General features: G+C 54.1%; 22 protein-coding genes. 13 read left to right on the top strand and 9 right to left on the bottom strand.

Annotated features, from left to right (window positions below):
* Positions 1 to 10: 10 nt before the first annotated feature.
* From AKG35_RS13080 to AKG35_RS10815, 6 genes are all read right to left on the bottom strand, one after another.
* Positions 11 to 289, bottom strand: coding sequence for a hypothetical protein (locus AKG35_RS13080; protein ID WP_157859889.1), 279 nt, complete (start codon positions 287 to 289; stop codon positions 11 to 13).
* Between the two features lie 246 nt (positions 290 to 535).
* Positions 536 to 1,906, bottom strand: a complete 1,371-nt coding sequence (locus AKG35_RS10835; protein WP_041384721.1) for an FAD-binding oxidoreductase — start codon at positions 1,904 to 1,906, stop codon at positions 536 to 538.
* On the bottom strand, positions 1,903 to 2,658 hold the full coding sequence (locus AKG35_RS10830) for an SDR family NAD(P)-dependent oxidoreductase (protein WP_236066156.1): 756 nt from the start codon (positions 2,656 to 2,658) through the stop codon (positions 1,903 to 1,905). The genes AKG35_RS10835 and AKG35_RS10830 overlap by 4 nt, the downstream gene beginning before the upstream one ends.
* Positions 2,655 to 3,623, bottom strand: coding sequence for a lysylphosphatidylglycerol synthase transmembrane domain-containing protein (locus AKG35_RS10825; RefSeq protein WP_011131398.1), 969 nt, complete (start codon positions 3,621 to 3,623; stop codon positions 2,655 to 2,657). Before AKG35_RS10825 ends, AKG35_RS10830 begins: the two co-directional genes overlap by 4 nt.
* On the bottom strand, positions 3,623 to 5,164 hold the full coding sequence (locus AKG35_RS10820; protein ID WP_011131397.1) for a flippase-like domain-containing protein: 1,542 nt from the start codon (positions 5,162 to 5,164) through the stop codon (positions 3,623 to 3,625). Before AKG35_RS10820 ends, AKG35_RS10825 begins: the two co-directional genes overlap by 1 nt.
* Positions 5,165 to 5,166: 2 nt before the next feature.
* The gene (locus tag AKG35_RS10815) at positions 5,167 to 6,087 is read right to left on the bottom strand and encodes a decaprenyl-phosphate phosphoribosyltransferase (RefSeq protein ID WP_011131396.1); all 921 of its coding nucleotides are present in this window, start codon (positions 6,085 to 6,087) and stop codon (positions 5,167 to 5,169) included.
* Positions 6,088 to 6,355: 268 nt separating this feature from the next.
* Between AKG35_RS10815 and AKG35_RS10810 the strand changes: the two genes are divergently transcribed.
* Positions 6,356 to 6,547 (top strand): hypothetical protein, encoded by a 192-nt coding sequence (locus tag AKG35_RS10810; protein ID WP_052646197.1) that lies wholly within the window; start codon positions 6,356 to 6,358, stop codon positions 6,545 to 6,547.
* A 30-nt stretch (positions 6,548 to 6,577) separates the two neighbouring features.
* Entirely contained in the window at positions 6,578 to 7,648 is a 1,071-nt protein-coding gene (locus AKG35_RS10805) for an AI-2E family transporter (protein ID WP_011131395.1), read from the top strand.
* Here AKG35_RS10805 and cysC read toward each other — a convergent pair.
* Entirely contained in the window at positions 7,593 to 8,243 is a 651-nt protein-coding gene (gene cysC, locus AKG35_RS10800) for an adenylyl-sulfate kinase (protein ID WP_197524588.1), read from the bottom strand. The two genes, AKG35_RS10805 and cysC, sit on opposite strands and share 56 nt — an antisense overlap.
* 60 nt (positions 8,244 to 8,303) lie before the next feature.
* Positions 8,304 to 8,645 (bottom strand): translation initiation factor, encoded by a 342-nt coding sequence (locus AKG35_RS10795; RefSeq protein WP_041384719.1) that lies wholly within the window; start codon positions 8,643 to 8,645, stop codon positions 8,304 to 8,306.
* Between AKG35_RS10795 and AKG35_RS10790 the strand changes: the two genes are divergently transcribed.
* Together AKG35_RS10790 and trpB are read left to right on the top strand one after the other, a co-directional pair.
* A complete protein-coding gene (locus AKG35_RS10790) occupies positions 8,645 to 8,917 on the top strand; it encodes a hypothetical protein (protein WP_041384718.1) in 273 nt (90 codons plus the stop codon). The genes AKG35_RS10795 and AKG35_RS10790 overlap by 1 nt on opposite strands.
* A gap of 87 nt (positions 8,918 to 9,004) precedes the next feature.
* Complete coding sequence (gene trpB, locus AKG35_RS10785) at positions 9,005 to 10,255, top strand: tryptophan synthase subunit beta (protein WP_041385249.1); 1,251 nt, start codon at positions 9,005 to 9,007, stop codon at positions 10,253 to 10,255.
* 242 nt (positions 10,256 to 10,497) lie between these two features.
* Here the strand turns inward: trpB and hrcA are convergent, their stop codons facing one another.
* On the bottom strand, positions 10,498 to 11,556 hold the full coding sequence (hrcA, locus tag AKG35_RS10780; protein WP_011131391.1) for a heat-inducible transcriptional repressor HrcA: 1,059 nt from the start codon (positions 11,554 to 11,556) through the stop codon (positions 10,498 to 10,500).
* Positions 11,557 to 11,839: 283 nt separating this feature from the next.
* Between hrcA and AKG35_RS10770 the strand changes: the two genes are divergently transcribed.
* From AKG35_RS10770 to AKG35_RS10735, 9 genes are all read left to right on the top strand, one after another.
* Positions 11,840 to 13,453 (top strand): DUF3352 domain-containing protein, encoded by a 1,614-nt coding sequence (locus AKG35_RS10770; protein WP_011131389.1) that lies wholly within the window; start codon positions 11,840 to 11,842, stop codon positions 13,451 to 13,453.
* Positions 13,431 to 13,649: a SixA phosphatase family protein gene (locus AKG35_RS13715; RefSeq protein ID WP_328284560.1), complete on the top strand. Its 219-nt coding sequence runs from the start codon at positions 13,431 to 13,433 to the stop codon at positions 13,647 to 13,649. Before AKG35_RS10770 ends, AKG35_RS13715 begins: the two co-directional genes overlap by 23 nt.
* Positions 13,650 to 13,667: 18 nt before the next feature.
* Positions 13,668 to 13,931 carry a leishmanolysin gene (locus AKG35_RS13710; protein ID WP_011131387.1) on the top strand — a complete coding sequence of 88 codons (264 nt, stop codon included), beginning with the start codon at positions 13,668 to 13,670 and terminating at the stop codon, positions 13,929 to 13,931.
* Positions 13,932 to 13,956: 25 nt separating this feature from the next.
* Entirely contained in the window at positions 13,957 to 15,147 is a 1,191-nt protein-coding gene (locus tag AKG35_RS10760; RefSeq protein WP_041384716.1) for a citrate synthase, read from the top strand.
* Between the two features lie 60 nt (positions 15,148 to 15,207).
* Positions 15,208 to 16,326 carry an NADH-quinone oxidoreductase subunit NuoH gene (gene nuoH / locus AKG35_RS10755; RefSeq protein WP_197524618.1) on the top strand — a complete coding sequence of 373 codons (1,119 nt, stop codon included), beginning with the start codon at positions 15,208 to 15,210 and terminating at the stop codon, positions 16,324 to 16,326.
* Between the two features lie 127 nt (positions 16,327 to 16,453).
* Positions 16,454 to 17,110, top strand: coding sequence for an NAD(P)H-quinone oxidoreductase subunit I (ndhI, locus tag AKG35_RS10750; RefSeq protein ID WP_011131384.1), 657 nt, complete (start codon positions 16,454 to 16,456; stop codon positions 17,108 to 17,110).
* On the top strand, positions 17,107 to 17,709 hold the full coding sequence (locus AKG35_RS10745; RefSeq protein WP_011131383.1) for an NADH-quinone oxidoreductase subunit J: 603 nt from the start codon (positions 17,107 to 17,109) through the stop codon (positions 17,707 to 17,709). The genes ndhI and AKG35_RS10745 overlap by 4 nt, the downstream gene beginning before the upstream one ends.
* A 39-nt stretch (positions 17,710 to 17,748) precedes the next feature.
* Positions 17,749 to 18,078, top strand: a complete 330-nt coding sequence (gene nuoK / locus AKG35_RS10740; RefSeq protein WP_011827260.1) for an NADH-quinone oxidoreductase subunit NuoK — start codon at positions 17,749 to 17,751, stop codon at positions 18,076 to 18,078.
* Between the two features lie 12 nt (positions 18,079 to 18,090).
* Positions 18,091 to 19,038 carry an NAD(+) kinase gene (locus AKG35_RS10735; protein ID WP_011131381.1) on the top strand — a complete coding sequence of 316 codons (948 nt, stop codon included), beginning with the start codon at positions 18,091 to 18,093 and terminating at the stop codon, positions 19,036 to 19,038.

The raw sequence follows: 19,038 nt of genomic DNA, 5'->3' as shown, positions 1-19,038 counted from the left end.
ATTGCAAGGCCTACTTATTGGGTATAATAAATGCAATATAGCCGGCATAAAATTTTGCAAAGGTTGATTTGTTGATGCTACTTCCATTGGAATATCTCTTCTTGAGATCGCTAAATGCTGCCATTCTCTTTTTGTTAATGTGTAGACTGTTTGGTTGATGGGCTTTGTAAGCTCTTGTCATGTGGGCTTGACAACCACTCTTTTGGTTGAATGTATGTTCTGGCAGGTATGCTTGTGATTTACGATATTGCTTTTGAATCCAATCCTTAGCCGATTGGGTATGATTCAACCGGCAGTATTTGGCTTAAGCAAAATTTCTAAGTATTCTTTGCAAGCCAATATTTGGCTTAGCTGATTTGCTTCAAGATGAATAGTTTTGGACTGTATCTTCTTCGCTATCCCCAGCCGATGACACTACTTGTTGACAACGATCATGTTCGCTAGAGAAGGATTGACTTGTTGGCGCAGAATGATTGCGTCATATACATGCAGATAGTGTCAGGGAGTGTTCTCTAGATTGATGAGAATGATTGGTCTAAAGTCCAGTCCTAATAGCCATGTCTGAAGAGAAGACTTTGCTGGGGTCAAGTTTTTCTCTTGCTTGCTGCCACTCCTCCAGTCGTGGATAAGTTCGGCGAAGGATTGTGGCTGATTGGCGCGAATCTTTCGCTAGGTAAAGTCTGCCATTCTCAGCAGCTATGTGTTCATCTAGATGGTCAAGTACCTCAAATAATCCCGGTACCGCTGCAGGAAGATCCACTGCAAGTGTCCATCCCTGCATTGGAAACGACAAGTGGCCTGGGTTACTAGGACCAAAACGCTTGAGCACAGTCAAAAAGCTCGAAGTGCCAATTTTTCGCAAGGCTTCTAGCGTGTAGAGCACTAAGTGTGAGGCGTTGTCTGGCACAACGAATTGATACTGCAAAAAACCGGCCGGGCCATAGATACGATTCCAGTCCTGCACACCATCAAGAGGGTGGAAATAGGCTCCGATTGTCTGCAATTCACCTAGCCGCTGCTTGGGTGCCTTGCGAAACCAGGCTTCGTTAAAGGCTCGTACGGTGAGCTTGTTGAGTAGCCCTACAGGGAGAAAAGTCGGTGCTGAGGCCAAGGGCTTTGGGTCGTAAACAAGTGGATCCGCCTGTTGGCTGGTGGGTAGTTGTTCGGCCATGGCATGGTCACCGCAGCTGAGAACTCCGCGGCCCTTTGCATTGAGGCTGTCGATCCAGGCGACGCTGTAACGGTAATTGCTATCAGACGCCACCATCGCAGCCATCAGCTCATCGAGATTGTGATATCGAGCGGTATTGACGCTGATCAAAGAGCTGCTGATTGGGATGAGTGAAAAGGTGGCTTCCACGATGATGCCGGTGAGACCCATCCCACCCACCGTTGCCCAGAACTGTTCGATTTCATCCACGCTGCTTTTCCCGCTGGGGGTGAGCTCACGCAGCTCGCCTCTGCCATCAACAAGCAACAGCCGTTGGAGATGATTGCCAAAGCTGCCATCAACGTGATGGTTTTTGCCGTGCACATCTGCTGCAATGGCACCGCCAATGGTGACGTTACGAGTGCCAGGGGTGACGGGCAAAAAAAAGCCTGCCGGCACGATTACCCGCAGCAACTGATTCAGACTTACCCCTGCGCCGGCTGTCACAGAGCCTTTGACAAGATCAAGGTTGATTTGATCAAAGGCTCCCATCTCAACCGCAGAGGCACCATCCAGTTGGGCCGCATCACCGTATGAGCGGCCTAGCCCTCTCGCGATCAGTGAGGCCGGGCTTGCCTGACGCACTAGCTCCTGGACTTGTTGGACGCTGGCTGGCTGCACAACCTTTGCCTGCACTGGCATTGTGCGGCCCCAACCGCTGAGGATTTGTGTTTGCGAAGAGAGGGGCAAGGTCACAGCCTTGAAGCAAAGGGCGCAGGCAACAAGCGAATGAACCACATGATCTGTGCCCACCACCAGGGGAGGTATTCGATACCTCTACGGTTGGGGCGTCTCAGTAGATCACGCGCCACCGATTGTGGACTGACGCACAGAACTTTTGGTGCCTTGCCAATCGTCATCGATGTGGCCATAAAGCCAGCCTTGATGGTGCGCACTGCAAAAGGCTTCCTTTGGCAGCGCAGTTGTAGACCCTCGCAGAACGCAGTAAGAGCAGCTTTGGCTGCTCCGTAGTGATAGTTGGAGGGTCTGCCAAGATCAGCTGCAACTGAACTGAACACCCACAACCGCCCCGGGCCAGAAAGCCGCTCAGGAGTAGCAATTGCAGTTAACCATGGCAGTAGACCGCTGTAGTTTGCAGCTGTGATTCGCAAGGCCTCAGTGGCATCGTTGCGCGCTAGTTCGAGATCACCAAGAGAACCCGCAGTGATCAAATACAAGTCATAGTTGCCCACCTGCGGCTTGCCAGGACCATCAAGGGCTACATCAGTCAAAAGATCGGTCTGCTCCTGGGTGACGACTGCGCCATAGTGATTTCTCAGTTGTTCGGCCAGTTGTTCGTTCCCAGCCTGGTTGCGGGCAATCAAATGGAACTGACGACAGCCACATCGAGCCAACTCATGGCAAATTGCCTTGGCTATTTCACTGGTACTTCCGAGCACAAAGGAGCTGCGAATCGGAGTTCTCGCTGCTTGACCCATAGTGTTCATCCTTTCGCAAACTTGCTAGATGAGAAGGCTGGATAAGGCCAGAAAATCCTAATCGCAGCAGCGAGAGCCACGATTGACCAAAGGGTGATAATCCGCCTAAGCACCGCAACCGGCAGGGCGACTGCAGGGCCAATGTCCAGTCTGCTTAAAAGCAAGACTGTGACGGCCTCATTCACTCCAACCCCGCCAGGTAATGATGAAGCTATGCCGATGACACCAGACAGCAAATAAATGCTGATGGCTGTTGGGATGGTGATCGGTGTAGGGCTCAGCAAGTGCACCAGTAACCAAAGCACTAAGGCCTCATTGGCCCACAGCGCCATTGAAATCAATATGGCGGGCCAGATGGCGCGCCCCAGAGCGCCGCTGGGTAGATGATGATGCCAGCTTTTTAGGCGATTGGATAAGAAGCAGCGCAGGGGGCGTAAGGCGGAAAAGAAAACAACAGCCAACACCCCCACAGCTAGCAGTAGTTCAACGATCCAATTCAGGCCTGAAAGATGCACCAGCAATTGATTCGGCGTCAACAGCATCAGCAGAAAAGCCACGGCAGATGCATCAGCGATGCGTTCAACTACAAAGACGTGCACCAGGGGGCTGCGGGGGTAGTTCAGCTGCCTATGGAGCTGCCGAATCCGATTGAGTTCGCCCAACTTGGCGGGGGTTGCCGTGAGGGCAAAGCCACGAAACCAGCCGATCAGATCGGCCCAACTCAGTCGACCGATTCCAATTCGGCCCAGTAATAGCCTCCAGCGCCAATAACGGCCTGCATAGCTGACTACCACGATGCCGTAGAGCACTGGAAGCCACAGCAGCAGCTTGTGGGTCGACGCTACAAGTACTTGGCGCTCAGAAGCTGGCCTCTGCAGCATCGCCGTTAAAGCCACAGCTAGGAGTGTCAGGGCAATGAAACTGCTCCATGCTGGTTTCCAGCCTTGACTGGGTTCAGAGTCAGCAGCTGACATCAGCTTCTACGCTCTTGCCATAGCAAGCACAACACTCCCAGACCGGTAGCGAACCAGAGAGTCATCAAGCGGATTAGCAGAGTGGCCGGAGTGGCGACGGCAAGAGGTACACCTTGGAGATTCAACAGACCAATGGTGCCTGCCTCGGTGCTGCCAAGTCCACCTGGCAATAGGGAAAGAGCTCCAAGGAGGCCAGCGGCCGTGTGAGCAATTGTTGCTTCATTCCAGTTGATGCCGCCTGCGCCGATGCCTTTAATCAATATCCATAGGCTGAGGCCTTCTAATGACCATGCCACTACCCCAATCATGGTTGCCGTTAGCAAGAGTCGCGCTCGCAACAATTGCCGTAATGCAATCAGACCATCTCCGCTTGCGCTGACAAACTTTTCAGGCAGCAACTTGTTAGCAGTCGACCAAAACAACGATCTCAACCAGCGTCCCCAGCCCAACAGCCAGAACCCGATCACAGCAATTAGCCCCAAGGTGCATAGCAAGACCAAAGGAAGTTTCCAACGCAGCAGCAAGGGCAGATTGAACAACAAAATAAGCAGTACAGAAGTACCGTCAGTGAGGCGCTCTACCGCCAACGCCATCAGAGTCGGGGGTGCCGGGATATTGCAGTTCTGCTTGAGTAGCCAAGAACGAACAGCTTCTCCGCTTTTACCTGGCGTAGCCGTAAAAGCATAGGAACCCATCCAGATCCTGGCATCATCTGCTATTGGTGGTTGCAAAGAGAGAGCCGCCAGTAACAGCCTCCACCTGCCGTAGCGAACCGTATAGCTAACCAGTACAAGCAGCAGCCCCACTGATATCTGTGGCCAAAGGCGCAGAAATAGCGGAAGTAACTTGTCGCCCTGGCTCCAACTCCCCAACAGCCCATAGCTCAGCAGGGTCAGAGCTATCAATGGCAACAAAGCGCCCAGCGAGAAAGCAGGGTAGGGCCTTGGTTCAGTACAAAAGCTGCGGTAGTGGGGGATCGCGGCAGCTTGTAGTAGTTCCCGATCGCCACGACTATCGCCATAGGCTTCAATTGTGAAATGTTTTAGTGGCCCTAAATGGGCTTCCAGGCATCGCACCTTCTCGGAGCCCTTGCAATTAGCACTCACCAATTGCGGTTGCCATAAACCGTCTACTTTTGCTAATTCAGTGCAGAGCAGTTCTACGCCCAAAACATCGGCTAGTGGTTGTAAGAGTAGGCGCGGTGAAGCAGAGCAGAGCAATACTCGATCACCACGCTTCTGATGCCATTGCAATCTCTGAACAGCTTCATCACGTAGTTGACGCTGCAGCATTGGCAGTAACCAATCCTGGCGATCGTTCAATGCGGCTTGATTAACGGCCTCACAGATACGAAAGGCTGCAATTACCTTCTCTTTGCAACGTCCAGTTTTGATGAGCCGTAGTTGCCATGCAATCAGCCAAGGCATACAGATCAGGACTGCCAAGACTGTGCCCAAGGCGCCACGCGATCGTCGGCATGCCATCAGTAGACAATCACCCTGCAAAAGGGTGCCGTCCACATCAAAAACTGCAATCGCCATGATTATGCAGCTGCGTGGTTGACTAACCCGATCAGCAAAGTAGTCAAGACCCAGCCGATCAAGGTGAACTGAATGCCGCGATCATTCAACAGAATCTCCTCAGGCTTTTCGCCATTGAGATCTGGTCTCAATGTGCCACGGCGTTCGACCTCTTCAGGATCACTGAGCAACTGATAGCGGAAAATCCCTACTAGTACGAAGGGTACGGTGAGTAGCATCCAACTGGTTGACGCTCCTTTCAGAGCTGGACCGGCGGCCCAGAGTGAATAAGACATAAAGGAACTGGTTGCCACCAAGCTTTCAAGCCGCAGCAGCAGAGGTAATGAGTAGCGCTTCAATACTGTGCGGGTCGTTACCCCAGCGTTCTTCGTTACGCGAAGTTCGGCCTTGCGCTTTTCAATAGCTAGAAAAAGCGCTAGCAGTCCCACAGTGAGCAGGAACCAGGGGGAAAGGGGTAGGCCAGCAGCAACAGCACCTGCGATGGCCCGCAATAAGAATCCCGATGCGATAGCGAAAAGATCAAGTAACGGTTGGTGCTTCAGCTTTAAGCAGTAGCCGACTTGAATGAGGCCGTATAGCAGCACCACGCCTGCCAACTTTGGAGTAATTACGGCTGCGAAACTGAGGCTGACTACTGTGAGCATCAATGCTGTTGCTAGGGCTGCAGGCACCGTGACCAGCCCAGAGGCGATGGATCTATATCTTTTGCTGGGGTGAACTCGATCGACCTCGACATCAAGACAGTCATTCAGTAGATAGATCGCGCTAGAGATCAAGCAGAAAGCCACAAGTGCAGCAAGTGCTCGCTGCCAAATCTCAATCTCGAAGCGGAAGGCAAAAAGTGGAGCAGCGAAAACCAACAGATTCTTTGGCCATTGCCGGGGCCGACATGCAGCCAGCGTTGGGGAAAGAGCCAAATTCATTGACTAGACCTTTTAGGTGATTAGCGATGCCGGGATAGAACCAGCGAGATCGTGTTTGTAAGGCAGGCTTTCTACCGCTGAGCCAAACGCCTCTAGAGACAATTCTGCCCTAATGCCTAAGGGTGGCCATGCTCTCCAGATTGCTTTGTCTTGATGATCTTTCCTTACGGCATGAGCCTTGCGCAATTAGCTCAAGCTGGCTGTTACTGCATCATTACAGCTTTCTTTCTGCGGACGCTTTTGCAAATGAGTCATCCAGGCTGATGGTGTGGCATTCCTGGCGGCGGCCATGCTTCTGGGCCTCTCGATAGTCAGCGATAAGGTTCAGGATCTATTGCCCATTGGCTACGCCACGGTGCAGTTGTTTGAAGAGGGCTTTAAGTTTGTTGGGATTGCTTGCTGGCTTGCATTTTGGTGGCAGGCTTCTTTGCGAGGAGCCAAGCTTCAGCCTAGTGACTGATCTGCTGAGGATCTCAATGAGAGTTCTCTGATGCTTGGGCCATTGGTATTCCCTATCTGGTTGCGGCTCAGTCTGCTTTTGCCTCTGTTCGCCCTCAATCTTTGGGTGCTGCGTCAGTTACTAGTGCCTTTGGCTCCGTTCCCAGGGCTGTTTGTCACGGCAGCGCTGATTGCATTTTTGCTAGATATCCCCAGTCGCTGGATTAATCAGCGTCTGGGGTTGCCCCGTTGGCTGGCCATCGGTGTGGTGGCAGTTTTGGCGGTTGGCTTGTTGGTGTTAGCGGGCGTTGCGTTGGTGCCCCGTCTGATTGATCAGCTTGGCCAGCTGATCAATGAATTACCCGGTTGGCTTGTGGCTGCAGAAGGTTGGGTGAGTCGGCTGCAGGAATGGGCTTCGGGTCGGGGATTGCCTAGTGAATTTGGAGACTTCAGTAGTGATCTACTGACACGACTGAGCGGCGTGGCGACTCAGTTGAGTCAGCAATTACTCGGCATTCTTGGAGCCACTCTTGGCATCACCATCAACACGTTGTTGGTGCTGGTCTTGGCAGTGTTTCTTTTGCTGGGGGGTGATCCAATCACTGCTGGGCTGGCTCGTTGGCTGCCAGATCAATGGAGGGAGCTTGTGGTCGATACGATCACGGGCACATTCCGTGGTTATTTTGCCGGGCAGGTTTTGCTTGCGTTGATTCTCAGCGGTGGCCAAATCGCTGTTTTTACGCTGCTAGATATTCCCTTTGGAGTGTTATTTGCGGTCTTAATTGGTTTTACGACGTTGATCCCCTACGCCAGTGCGCTCACGATTGTTGGTGTGAGTGCACTGCTCGCATTACAGGACCCCCGCATGGGTCTAGAGATTCTGGCCGCTGCGATCGCTGTTGGTCAGATTGTGGATCAAGTGATCCAACCGCGCCTGATGGGAAGCATCGTTGGCTTGCAGCCTGCTTGGTTGCTGATTGCCTTGCCGATTGGTGCCAGAACAGGAGCATTATTTGGTTTTGGGCAGCTCTTGGGGTTATTGCTGGCCGTTCCCGTGGCGAGTTGTATTAAGACACTGGTTGATGCTTGGCGGGAATTACCTTTCGATTCAGCAGAGTCTTGAGCACGATCTCAACGCAACTGTCCAGGCTTTGCTCACCGGTATTGATCTTTAGTTCGGGTGACGCAGGCTCTTCATAGGGGCTGGAAATACCGGTGAAATCTTTGATTTCGCCTGCCCTGGCTTTGGCATAAAGCCCTTTGGTGTCTCGCTCTTCGCAAATGCTTAGGTCCGCTGCACAGTGGATTTCGATGAAATCATCAACATCTACAAGCTTGCGGGCTTTGTCACGGTCGGCTCGAAAGGGGGAGACGAAAGCGGTGAGCACGATGACACCGGCATCGAGGAAGAGCTTGGCGACCTCGCCGATGCGGCGAATGTTCTCCTCTCGATCTGAGTCGGAGAAGCCGAGGTCTTTGCAAAGGCTATGGCGAATGTTGTCGCCATCTAAGACATAGGTGGCAAGACCTTGCTCAAAAAGTGCCGCATTCACTGCATTGGCAAGGGTGCTTTTGCCAGAACCGGATAGGCCAGTGAACCAGAGGATTGCACTGCGGTGGCCGCGTTGTTGTGCTCGCGATTGACGGTCTACGGAGGCTTCATGCCAGACAATGTTCGTGCCCTTGGGGTTTGTGTCTCCTTGCGGGGCAGAGCTCATGGTCTTGATGTTGATTGGGCTGCCATTCTCCATTCCGCCTAGCTGATCTGTCAGCTCCTTTCAGCCACCAGCTTGTTTGGGACGGAAGCCCTCGCTTTGCAGGACGTCCATCACCAGGGTCACCTGGTCGCCCTGTAGCTCGAGTAGATCGTCTTTGACTGTTCCGCCTGTGCCAGCGCGGGCCTTAAGGCGCTTGAGCAAAGCCTTGGCTTCTGTCGCGGTGAGTGCCAGCCCAGTGATCTGGGTCACTGTTTTGCCACGTTTGCCTCCGCGTGTGCGTTGCACCCGCACAGCTTGCTGCTCCTTGGGATTGGCTTGGCTGATATCGGGGCGTTCCAGCGCGCTGGATTGCCCTGAAAAACCACCTGGGTCTGTGAATTCTTGCCAGCCACCTCGGGGCATTGTTTGATCGCCAATGTTGTGAATGTACGGGGGTTGGTGTTTTTGCATGCCATCTTCGCGGTGATCAGATGCAACTCCGCGATCCGATGGCTGCTGGTGATGCTCTGCTGGATGGTTGCTGCAACAACGATTGCAGCGCGAACGCGAATGAATTGAGCTTGAGTAGAGAGCGGATTCCTATTGCAGCGGCTGCCAGCCTTTTCGTTGTTGGTCTGGCTTGGGCAGGGCCCATGGGGCGGATGGTTGAGTTGGCTGGCAAAGACTCCCTCTAACTTTGCGGCTTCAAACGAAAGCACTCTTTGCTGCTTGGGGTGATTCTTTCGATTCCTAGGCTGGTGTTGTTCTTGCCTGGCGTACCGGTGACCAGCACTCTGCCCTCTCAGCCCAAAGATGCGGACCTCGCTGTGAGTGCGCGACCTTCTGCCCAGGGGCGTTTCGGCAGATATGGGGGCCAGTACGTGCCCGAAACCTTGATGCCTGCCTTGGCTGAACTGGAGCAAGCAGCTGCGCTGGCATGGAAAGATCCTGCCTTCACTGCTGAGTTGGATCGGTTGCTGCGTAGCTATGTGGGTCGGGCGACGCCGCTTTATGAGGCTGAGCGCCTCACAGCTCATTACTGCCGTTCAGACGGAGGACCCAGGATCTGGCTTAAGCGTGAGGATCTCAATCACACAGGCGCCCACAAAATCAATAACGCTTTGGGTCAGGCTCTGTTGGCGTTACGCATGGGTAAAAAGCGGATCATTGCCGAAACAGGTGCGGGTCAACACGGTGTGGCCACGGCCACGGTGTGTGCCCGTTTTGGTCTTGAGTGTGTCGTCTACATGGGGGCTGAGGACATGCGCCGTCAGGCGTTGAATGTGTTCCGCATGCGTCTGCTGGGAGCCACAGTGCAGCCTGTCACCGCAGGCACGGCCACGCTGAAGGACGCGACGAGTGAGGCGATTCGTGATTGGGTCACCAATGTGGAAACCACCCATTACATCCTTGGTTCGGTGGCTGGTCCCCATCCCTATCCGATGCTTGTTCGCGACTTTCATGCCGTGATCGGTCAGGAGGCCAGGCAGCAGTGTGCTGAGGCTTTCGGTCGCTTGCCTGATGTTCTTTTGGCGTGCGTTGGTGGTGGGTCCAATGCCATGGGTTTGTTTCATCCCTTCGTGCAGGACCGCTCTGTGCGCATGATTGGAGTGGAAGCTGCTGGTGATGGTGTTGAAACTGGTCGTCATGCGGCAACAATCACCGAAGGTCGAGTAGGCGTCTTGCATGGAGCGATGAGTTTGTTGCTTCAGGATGATGAAGGTCAGGTGCAAGAGGCGCATTCGATTAGTGCCGGCCTCGACTACCCAGGAGTGGGTCCAGAACACAGCTACCTGTGTGAGATTGGTCGGGCGGAGTATGCCGCGGTTAGCGATCAGCAGGCTTTGGATGCATTGCGCTTGGTGAGTGAACTAGAAGGAATTATTCCTGCATTAGAGACGGCCCATGCCTTTGCTTGGTTAGAGACGCTTTGCCCCACTCTTGCCGCTGGAACAGAAGTGGTAATCAATTGCTCTGGCCGCGGCGATAAGGACGTCAACACCGTGGCAGAGAAACTGGGCAATCAGCTTTGAATGAAAACTGCAGCCATGCGGTAATAGGCGTTTTGCTTGAGCCATGGCCTTGCGGGATCAGAGCTCGATCATTAGCAAGGGGTTAACGAGTAACTGATCACGAGAACGAATGATGCAAGGATCAATCAGTGCATGGGCCTCATTTCCAGCTTTTGTTGAACCGCTTATTTCGCCGATAACCAAGTCGCCGAACATCGGTAGTCGTATTAAAAAAGGTTGCTACTAATAGCTAGCTGTCTCGCTTAGCAGAGCAACCTTTCAAGGTGATTCGCCACGCTGCTCACGGCTGCCTTGGCTGTGGCATAAGCCATGCGCATCGGGCCAACGAGAGCAACTTGTCCGATGCCTTCCCCGGAGCTGTGATAGGGCGCTTGCACCACGGAACAGGCTTCCAGGGCGCTCTTGGGGTGCTCTGCGCCGATCCACACGCCTCCAAGCTGCTCACTGCCAACTGGCACCACTGCAGCTGGCTGGGTATCCATCAGTTCAAGTAAGGGTTGGAGGCTGGCGCTACTGCTGAATTCTGGCTGCGCAAGCAGCCTTGACATCCCATGGAACACTGCATCTGATTCAGCCGGTGTTTGAGCTTGGCTGTGGCTGTGAATCGCCTCTCGCAGTAAAGATCCGCTCAGATTGAGCTGCGGTGGCAGGCTCGACCAGTCGAGGCTGCCGTTGCCCGTTGTGGCCAGTTGATCGCGGGTCCACTCCTCGATGGCTTCGAGTTCGTTGCTGGCTTCATGGGGCAGGCGCAGATTGAGATGACTGGCTTGGTTGGAGCTTTCAACCAGCATCACCAGCAGCCGGTCGCCACTGCGCACCAGGCGTACGGCTTGAAGCGTTGGCTTTGGCCGTGCGGGCCTGGTAATCAAGCTCATCAGGCCGGTGAAATCGGTGAGGCGACGGGCCAATTGCCACATCAAGTCATCGAGAGCTGCCCAGCGCAGACTGAGGTTTGTCAGTTCCCGTTCCAAGTGCTGCGCCGCCGATCCTGGAGGCGGCAGCAAGCAGTCCACATAGTGGCGATAGCCCTGCGGGCTCGGCACTCTTCCCGCCGAGGTATGAGGTTGGGTGAGCAGGCCACGCTGTTCAAGGGCTCCCATTGCCGAACGAACTGTTGCGGCGCTGGCTTTGAGGCCAAAGCGTTGCACCAGGGTTTTGCTGCCAACAGGCTCAATCGTGTCCACGTAGTGGTGCACCGTTGCTTGAAGCACCTGCTGTTGTCGTGCCGGTAGCGACTCCAAAGCGGTGACGTCGGGATCTTGATGGTACGGGGGGGTTGCCCTTCTTTTGTGCTCTGTCACGAACTCACTAAGCCGGTCTCAGTGTTGGCGCAGCGCTTGCTTGCAACCCAGCATCACCAAGTCTCGATGCTTCTTCCCAGATTGCAGCTGTTGTGTTTCTCGTCGTGTAGCTCGACAAGATTTTGTGGCGGAAAGTGTGTGGCTGTTCGCGATTCAGTTGGCTTGCACAAAGAGACCTGTCAATCGACTCATTGATGTTGCCTTTGTGAGCGCTTCATACTGGGCGCAAGACGATCAGATGATTAATGGATAAAGATGATCTAAAGAGTCCCATTGCCGGCCCATGAAGGCCCGCCCGTTTTTGATTGCCGTGCTAGCCACGGTGTTTGTCCTGTTCTCATTGGTGGCGGGGCTTGGATGGGCTATGGCCCGCCAAAACCCTCTGCGTTTGGTTGATCAGCCACTGGAGTTGCCACGTGCTGCAAGGTTTGTGCCTCGAGATGCTGCTCTTGCCGTTCATTGGTTGATGGATCCAGTGCGTGTGCCGGCCTATGCCCAGGCTGTAGCTCCGGCACGCAACCGTCGCAAGGCTCGCGATGGTGCTCAGCAGATTCGTGATGGTGCTTTCGCACTCGCTGGTTTGGATTTTGAGTCGGAGTTGGTCGATTGGCTTGGTCCGCAAGTGAGCATGGCTCTGTTGGAACCCGACGGGCCAGAGGCATCCATGGGTTGGCTTTTGGTTCTAGAGAGTCGAGATCAGGATGGTGCGAGGCGGTTTTTGCAGCGCTTTTGGCAAGCCCGCAGCTTGGCTGGCACAGATCTGCAGATCAGCCGCTATCGGGGGATGGGAGTGATTAGTGGCAAAGGGGCTCTGAGGGGGCGCAATCCACAGCCTTTAGCAACAGCATTGATCGACGATGACCTGTTGTTGCTTGCCTCCGGCCGGGGGGTATTGGAACAGGCTCTTGATGTTTCCCAGTTGGCTGATCAGCATCAACTTGGCGATCATGAGCTTGTCGAGATCGTGCGCCAGCTTGGTGATGGTGTGGCGCTGATGGTTGCCTCGCCGCCCGCTCTTCACTCTTGGTTAGGCCTGCCTAAGCCGCTCAGCCAGCGTGAGGATCTGTTGGGTTTGGTGGCTGCCTTGAAGCCTGAAGGGTCCGATTTGGCGATGGAAGGGCTGTTGCGTTTCCAGCAACCCTTGGAAGCCGTTGCGAGTGAGGTTGGAGCAGCTGATGGACTTGCTCAGCTCACTACCTCGGCTGGTGGTCAGGCGGAGGCCCTCGCTTTGCTGAGTTCACCTTCTCGATTACTTGATCCCTCAGATCAGGATCCTCTGGTGCAGTGGTTAGGTCCCTTACTGCGTCAGCAGTTGACGGCAAATGAAGTGTCTTCGGCTGCCACGATTGCTGGTTTGGACGATGGACCGTTGTTGTGGCTTCAGCAGCCCGAAGGCTGGCTGGTTGCGACCAAGCAGGACTATCCAGCTGTCTCGGTGGTGGATGATGCGCTGACTGAGCAGGGTTTTATTCGTTCGGATTTGCCGTTTGATGACAAATCTCTGCAGGTGTGGACGCGCTTGGCACGTCAACAAAGCTCCACTAAGAACTTGCTTGAGGCTCAGTTGGGCGTTGCTTTGGCCCAAGAGCCAGACCAGGCCTGGTGGGGGCAGACCCTTGCGGCTCTGCAGCAGCGCAAGCAGGGTAAGGCGTTACAGCCTCGTCTTCGTCAGCTGAACAATCTCAATCGAGATGATCGTCCGCTTACTCAACAGCTGGTTCTTGGTGCAAGTCCTGGTCGGGTGCAGCTTCAGCATTGGCGTCCCTGGACGTTGATGCAAACGCTTGCTGATGGTTCATTGCAGCCCAGTGTGCAGGGGTTGGCCATGGCTGTGGGGCCTGATCAAGATGAACAAAGCTCTTCTCTTCGCATGCGTGCCCGCCTCAACCTCGGTTGATCTTTTCTTATTGCGCCATGGCATCGCTGAGCAGCGTTGCTATGGCGTTGATGATTCGCGACGCCCACTTACAGAGCAAGGAATTCTGCGCACGATGGAGGTCGCTCGTCGCTTGCGAAGCCTTGGCTTTGCTGCTGATCGTCTGCTGAGTAGTCCTTATCTGCGTGCGGCTCAGACGGCCGAACTTGCGCAGTAGGCAGGTCTGGCGGGGCGTGTGGAATTCGAGAGTGGTTTGCTGCCTGGCAGGGATCCTTGGCCTTTGCTTGAAGGATTGCTTGGGCGCTGCCTTTTGGTGGGTCATCAACCTGATTTGACCCATCTAGCCGCAAGGTTGATTGGCATGCCTACGGGCTGCCTGGTGTTGAAGAAGGCTGGTTTTGCACATCTCAGATGGTCGCAGCAGAAACGAAGCCCTGCTGGCAGGGCAACGCTGCAGGTGTTGTTGAGGCCGTCGGTGTTGTTGCCCTGTTCCGCTTAGGTTGCCAAGGAGTTGTCGAGATGCGGTGGGGCAGGAGCAGGTTGGGGAGATTCGCCACGATCGCAGTGGCATCAGCTTTCGTCCGGGGCTGGAGGGAGTGCCAGTAACCCAATCCGCCATCTGTGATATCGATGGACTGCAGGGGCGGCTTGCTTATCGGGGTTATCCAATTGCGGAGCTCTCAGCGCATAGCAGCTTTTTGGAAACCACCTATCTGTTGATCTGGGGCGATCTGCCAAGCCCACAGCAACTTCGTGATTTCGAAGCTGAGGTTCAGATGCACCGTCGCGTGAGTTTCCGGGTACGCGACATGATGAAGTGCTTCCCAGCTTCGGGGCACCCGATGGATGCACTTCAGTCGAGTGCGGCATCCCTGGGGCTGTTCTATTCCCGTCGAGCCATCGATGACCCGAAGTACGTCTATAACGCCGTGGTGAGGCTGATCGCCAAGATTCCCACGATGGTGGCGGCCTTCAAGTTGATTCGCAAAGGGCAAGATCCCATTCAGCCTCGTGACGACCTGGCCTACTCAGCCAATTTCCTCTACATGCTCACCGAGCGTGAACCGGACCCTTTGGCGGCAAGGGTTCTTGATCGCTGCTTGATCCTGCATGCGGAACACAGTCTTAATGCCAGTACTTTTAGTGCTCGAGTGACCGCCAGTACGCTCACAGATCCTTATGCAGTGGTGGCTTCCGCAGTGGGCACCCTTGCAGGACCCCTACATGGTGGTGCCAATGAGGATGTTTTGGCGATGCTTGAAGAGATCGGCAGCCCAGAGCATGCTGGTGATTACTTGGATGAAGCGATTGCTTCTAAGCGCAAGGTGATGGGCTTTGGTCATAGGGAATATCGGGTCAAGGATCCTCGCGCTGTGATCCTTCAGGGTCTTGCAGAGGAGTTGTTTGCCCGATTCGGTACCGATGAGATGTACGACGTGGCCAAGGCGTTGGAGCAGGCGGCTGCCACCCGTTTAGGCCCTAAAGGGATCTATCCGAATGTGGACTTCTATTCCGGTCTTGTGTATCGCAAGCTTGGAATTCCACGTGATCTTTTTACTCCTGTGTTTGCTATCTCAAGGGTGGCTGGTTGGCTAGCTCATTGGCGAGAGCAACTTGGCGCGAATCGGATTTTCAGACCTTCGCAGATTTACACCGGTCCCCAGAACAGAACTTGGATCCCTAGTGATGAGCGTTTCTCTTCTACGGGCGCTTAAGTTGCAGCCAGCTCAGCCATCACCATGGTGACCACCTTTGCCACTACAACCTCAGGCTTGGTGAGTTCTGGCCTTGATCTGGAGTTGAGCTTTAGTCAGTCATTACAAGGGCTGGGGCTTTCCCCTCAGGTGGCCCATCTCATTTGGCTGCCGCTACCGATGCTGTTGGTGTTGACAGCGGCGATGGTTGGCGTTTTGGTCACCGTGTGGCTGGAGCGGAAGATTTCGGCGGCTGTTCAGCAGCGGATCGGACCGGAATACGCAGGAGCTCTAGGCGTGTTGCAGCCGATGGCCGATGGCTTGAAGTTGCTGGTGAAGGAAGACGTGATCCCTGTCAGGGCTGATGGCCTGCTGTTCACTCTAGGTCCGGTCCTGGTGCTTGTGCCTGTGATCCTCTCCTGGCTGATCGTGCCCTTTGGTCAAAATCTGCTGATCAGCAATGTGGGGATAGGGATTTTCCTCTGGATCTCCCTCAGCAGCATTCAGCCCATTGGCCTATTGATGAGTGGCTATGCCTCCAATAACAAGTACTCACTCTTGGGTGGGCTGAGGGCTGCTGCTCAATCGATCAGTTACGAAATCCCTCTTGCCTTGGCTGTTCTGGCAGTGGTGATGATGAGCAATTCGCTCAGCACGGTCGACATTGTTGCCCAACAAAATGGTGCTGGCTTGCTTAGCTGGAATGTGTGGCGGCAGCCTGTGGGCTTTTTGATCTTTTGGATCTGTGCGCTGGCCGAGTGCGAACGACTTCCTTTCGATCTCCCTGAAGCTGAGGAAGAGCTGGTGGCGGGTTATCAGACCGAGTACGCAGGGATGAAGTTTGCCCTGTTTTATCTCGGTAGTTACATCAACCTTGTGCTTTCGTCCTTGTTGGTCGCAGTGCTCTACCTAGGGGGATGGGGCTTCCCCATCCCCGTGGAATGGCTGGCTGGTTGGCTTGGTCAGTCGGTTGATGCTCCCTTGGTGCAGGTGATCACTGGCTCGGTTGGCATTGTGATGACAGTGCTGAAGGCTTATCTACTGGTGTTCTTAGCCATCTTGTTGCGCTGGACTACTCCACGCGTACGCATTGATCAATTGCTTGATTTGGGCTGGAAGTTTCTTTTGCCGATCGCTCTTGGAAATCTGCTGATTACCGCTGCTCTTAAGTTGGCTTTCCCTGTTGCCTTTGGTGGTTGATGCAGCCAAAGCGCTTGAAGGTGCTGGATCTCGCTCCGGCAGGGCTAAGCACTTTTACTTATCCTGGCTAAAAAGCTTGTAGGATTTCTTGAATGCTCCTAGTGGGCCTCTTAGAGGTTCCTTTCGCATGTTCGGGTTCCTCAAAAAAGTTGTTGACTACACCCGCGACGCTGCGGATGCAGCGAACTATCTGATCCAGGGCCTTGCGGTCACATTCGATCACCTGCGCCGGCGTCCGATCACGGTGCAGTATCCATACGAGAAGCTCATCCCTTCAGAGCGTTATCGCGGTCGTATCCACTACGAGTTTGATAAATGCATTGCTTGTGAGGTTTGCGTCAGGGTTTGTCCCATCAACTTGCCTGTTGTGGACTGGGTGATGAATAAGGAGACGAAGAAAAAGGAGCTGCGCAATTATTCCATTGATTTCGGTGTCTGCATCTTTTGTGGCAACTGTGTGGAGTACTGCCCCACCAATTGCTTATCGATGACAGAGGAATATGAGCTGGCTGCGTACGATCGCCATAGCCTCAACTACGACAATGTTGCATTGGGTCGTTTGCCAACCAGTGTGACGACAGACCCATCTGTGCAGCCTTTACGAGAGCTGGCTTATCTGCCTAAAGGGGTTATGGATCCCCATGATGTCCCTGCAAATCAACCTCGAGCCGGACAGCTCCCGGCAGAGGCGCTCAAGAGTCTGAGCTTGCAACAAGAGTCTGTGCAAGGGGATGAGGGAGAATCCTTGCAGGATGCTTCTGATCAAGACCAGCCCAGCGGATGACGATTGCTACTTCCACAGAATTAATCTGTTTCCTGGTACTAGGCGCCGTGGTGGTTCTCGGCAGCCTTGGTGTCGTCTTGCTGGGCAATATCGTCTACTCCGCCTTTTTGCTTGGTGGAGTATTTATGGCTGTGGCTGGTCTCTATCTGCTCCTCAATGCAAGTTTTGTTGCAGCAGCACAGGTGCTGGTTTATGTGGGTGCAGTCAACGTGCTGATTCTCTTCGCGATCATGCTGGTCAACAAGCGCGAAGATTTGAAGCCTATCGAGGGATTGCCTATTCGAAGGCTGCTCTCTGGTGGAGTTTGTGCAGGGTTGTTTGTTCTTTTCTTTCGTGTGGTGATCACCACACCTTGGGCAGTGCCAGGCCCCGCAGCGATTGGAGTAGGGGCCACTGAGCGAATTGGTGAACACCTATTTACTGACTACCTTTTGCCTTTTGAGCTGGCGTCTGTGCTTCTACTGATGGCAATGATCGGTGCAATTGTGTTGGCCCGCAGAGATGTGCTGGAGACTGATGTTGGTACAGGTGATGCTGTCAATCAGGGTCTGATCGAGAAGGCTCAAACGCCTTTGCTTGTCGATAAGTCCACGCCCTGATCAGTTCAGGTCACTTTGCTTTTTCCCCTGATTGATCCCATGCTCGAGTCCTCGTCCGGTCTTGTTCCTCTTCAGGCCTATCTCTTGCTTGCTGCGATGCTTTTCTGTATCGGCGTGTGGGGGTTGATCAATAGCCGTAATGCTGTTCGGGTTTTGATGAGTATTGAGCTGATGCTCAATGCGGTGAATATCAATCTGATGGCATTCTCTTCATATATTGATGGTGATCTGATCCGCGGTCAGGTCTTTGCTGTGTTTGTGATTACTGTTGCTGCTGCAGAGGCAGCTGTGGGTCTTGCGATCCTCCTTTCCTTGTATCGCAATCGCGTCACTGTGGATATGGAGCGCTTCAATCTGCTGCGCTGGTAAGGAGACCCAGGCATGCGTCTCGATTTGGTCTGGGTGATCTATCGGGCGGGAAGTCATTCTGCGCATCGTGAAGCCTGTTGTTGTGTTGACGAGCTCCAAGCGCTTGGAGTGAAAGTGGTGATGGCCATGAGTGGAGTGACGGCCAACCCTTTCCCCGATTTATTGGCCTCAGAAGCCGGCCTGCCTGATTTGGCTGTTGTGCTTGGGGGCGATGGCACGGTGCTCGGTGCGGCCCGTCATCTTGCCGTTCATGATGTACCAATCCTTAGTTTCAACGTCGGAGGGCATCTAGGTTTTCTGACGCATGAACGCTGTTTGCTTGATGGCGGTCAGCTATGGCAGCGATTGTTGCAGGACAACTTTGCTTTGGAGCGCAGGATGATGTTGCAGGCTGCCGTGGACAGCCGCTCCCCTGCTGAACGAACTGCTCGACCTACTGCTTCGCTCCAGGATTTGAATGGGACTAAGGCACTGCATTGGGCCCTGAATGATTTTTATATGCGTCCTTATCGCGATGATGTGTCGCCTACCTGCACCCTTGAACTAGAGATCGATGGTGAGGTGGTGGATCATTACCGTGGCGATGGTTTGATCTTGGCGACACCCACAGGGTCTACCGGCTACTCGATGGCGTCTGGAGGACCGATTCTTCACCCTGGCATTGATGCCATCATCGTGAGTCCAATTTGTCCGATGAGTCTCTCTAGTCGTCCCGTCATCGTGCCTCCAGCTTCACGGCTCGTGATTGGGCTTCTGGGAGAAAACACTCGCCGGGTGAAGCTCTGGAAAGATGGGGCGAGTGGTGCCCTGCTTGAACCAGGCCAGTGTTGTGTTGTTCAGAGGGCTCGGCACCATGCATTGATGGTGGTTCTTGAACAGAGCCCCTCTTATTACAGAACTCTCACGCACAAGCTGCATTGGGCGGGAAGTCTGCTCAACAATCAACCATCTCCCAGCTGA

Origin of the sequence: Prochlorococcus marinus str. MIT 9313 (genome assembly GCF_000011485.1) — a bacterium.
Lineage (GTDB): Bacteria > Cyanobacteriota > Cyanobacteriia > PCC-6307 > Cyanobiaceae > Prochlorococcus > Prochlorococcus marinus_D.
Note: the sequence above shows the minus strand (reverse complement) of the source record. Positions and strands in the feature narration are given on the sequence as shown.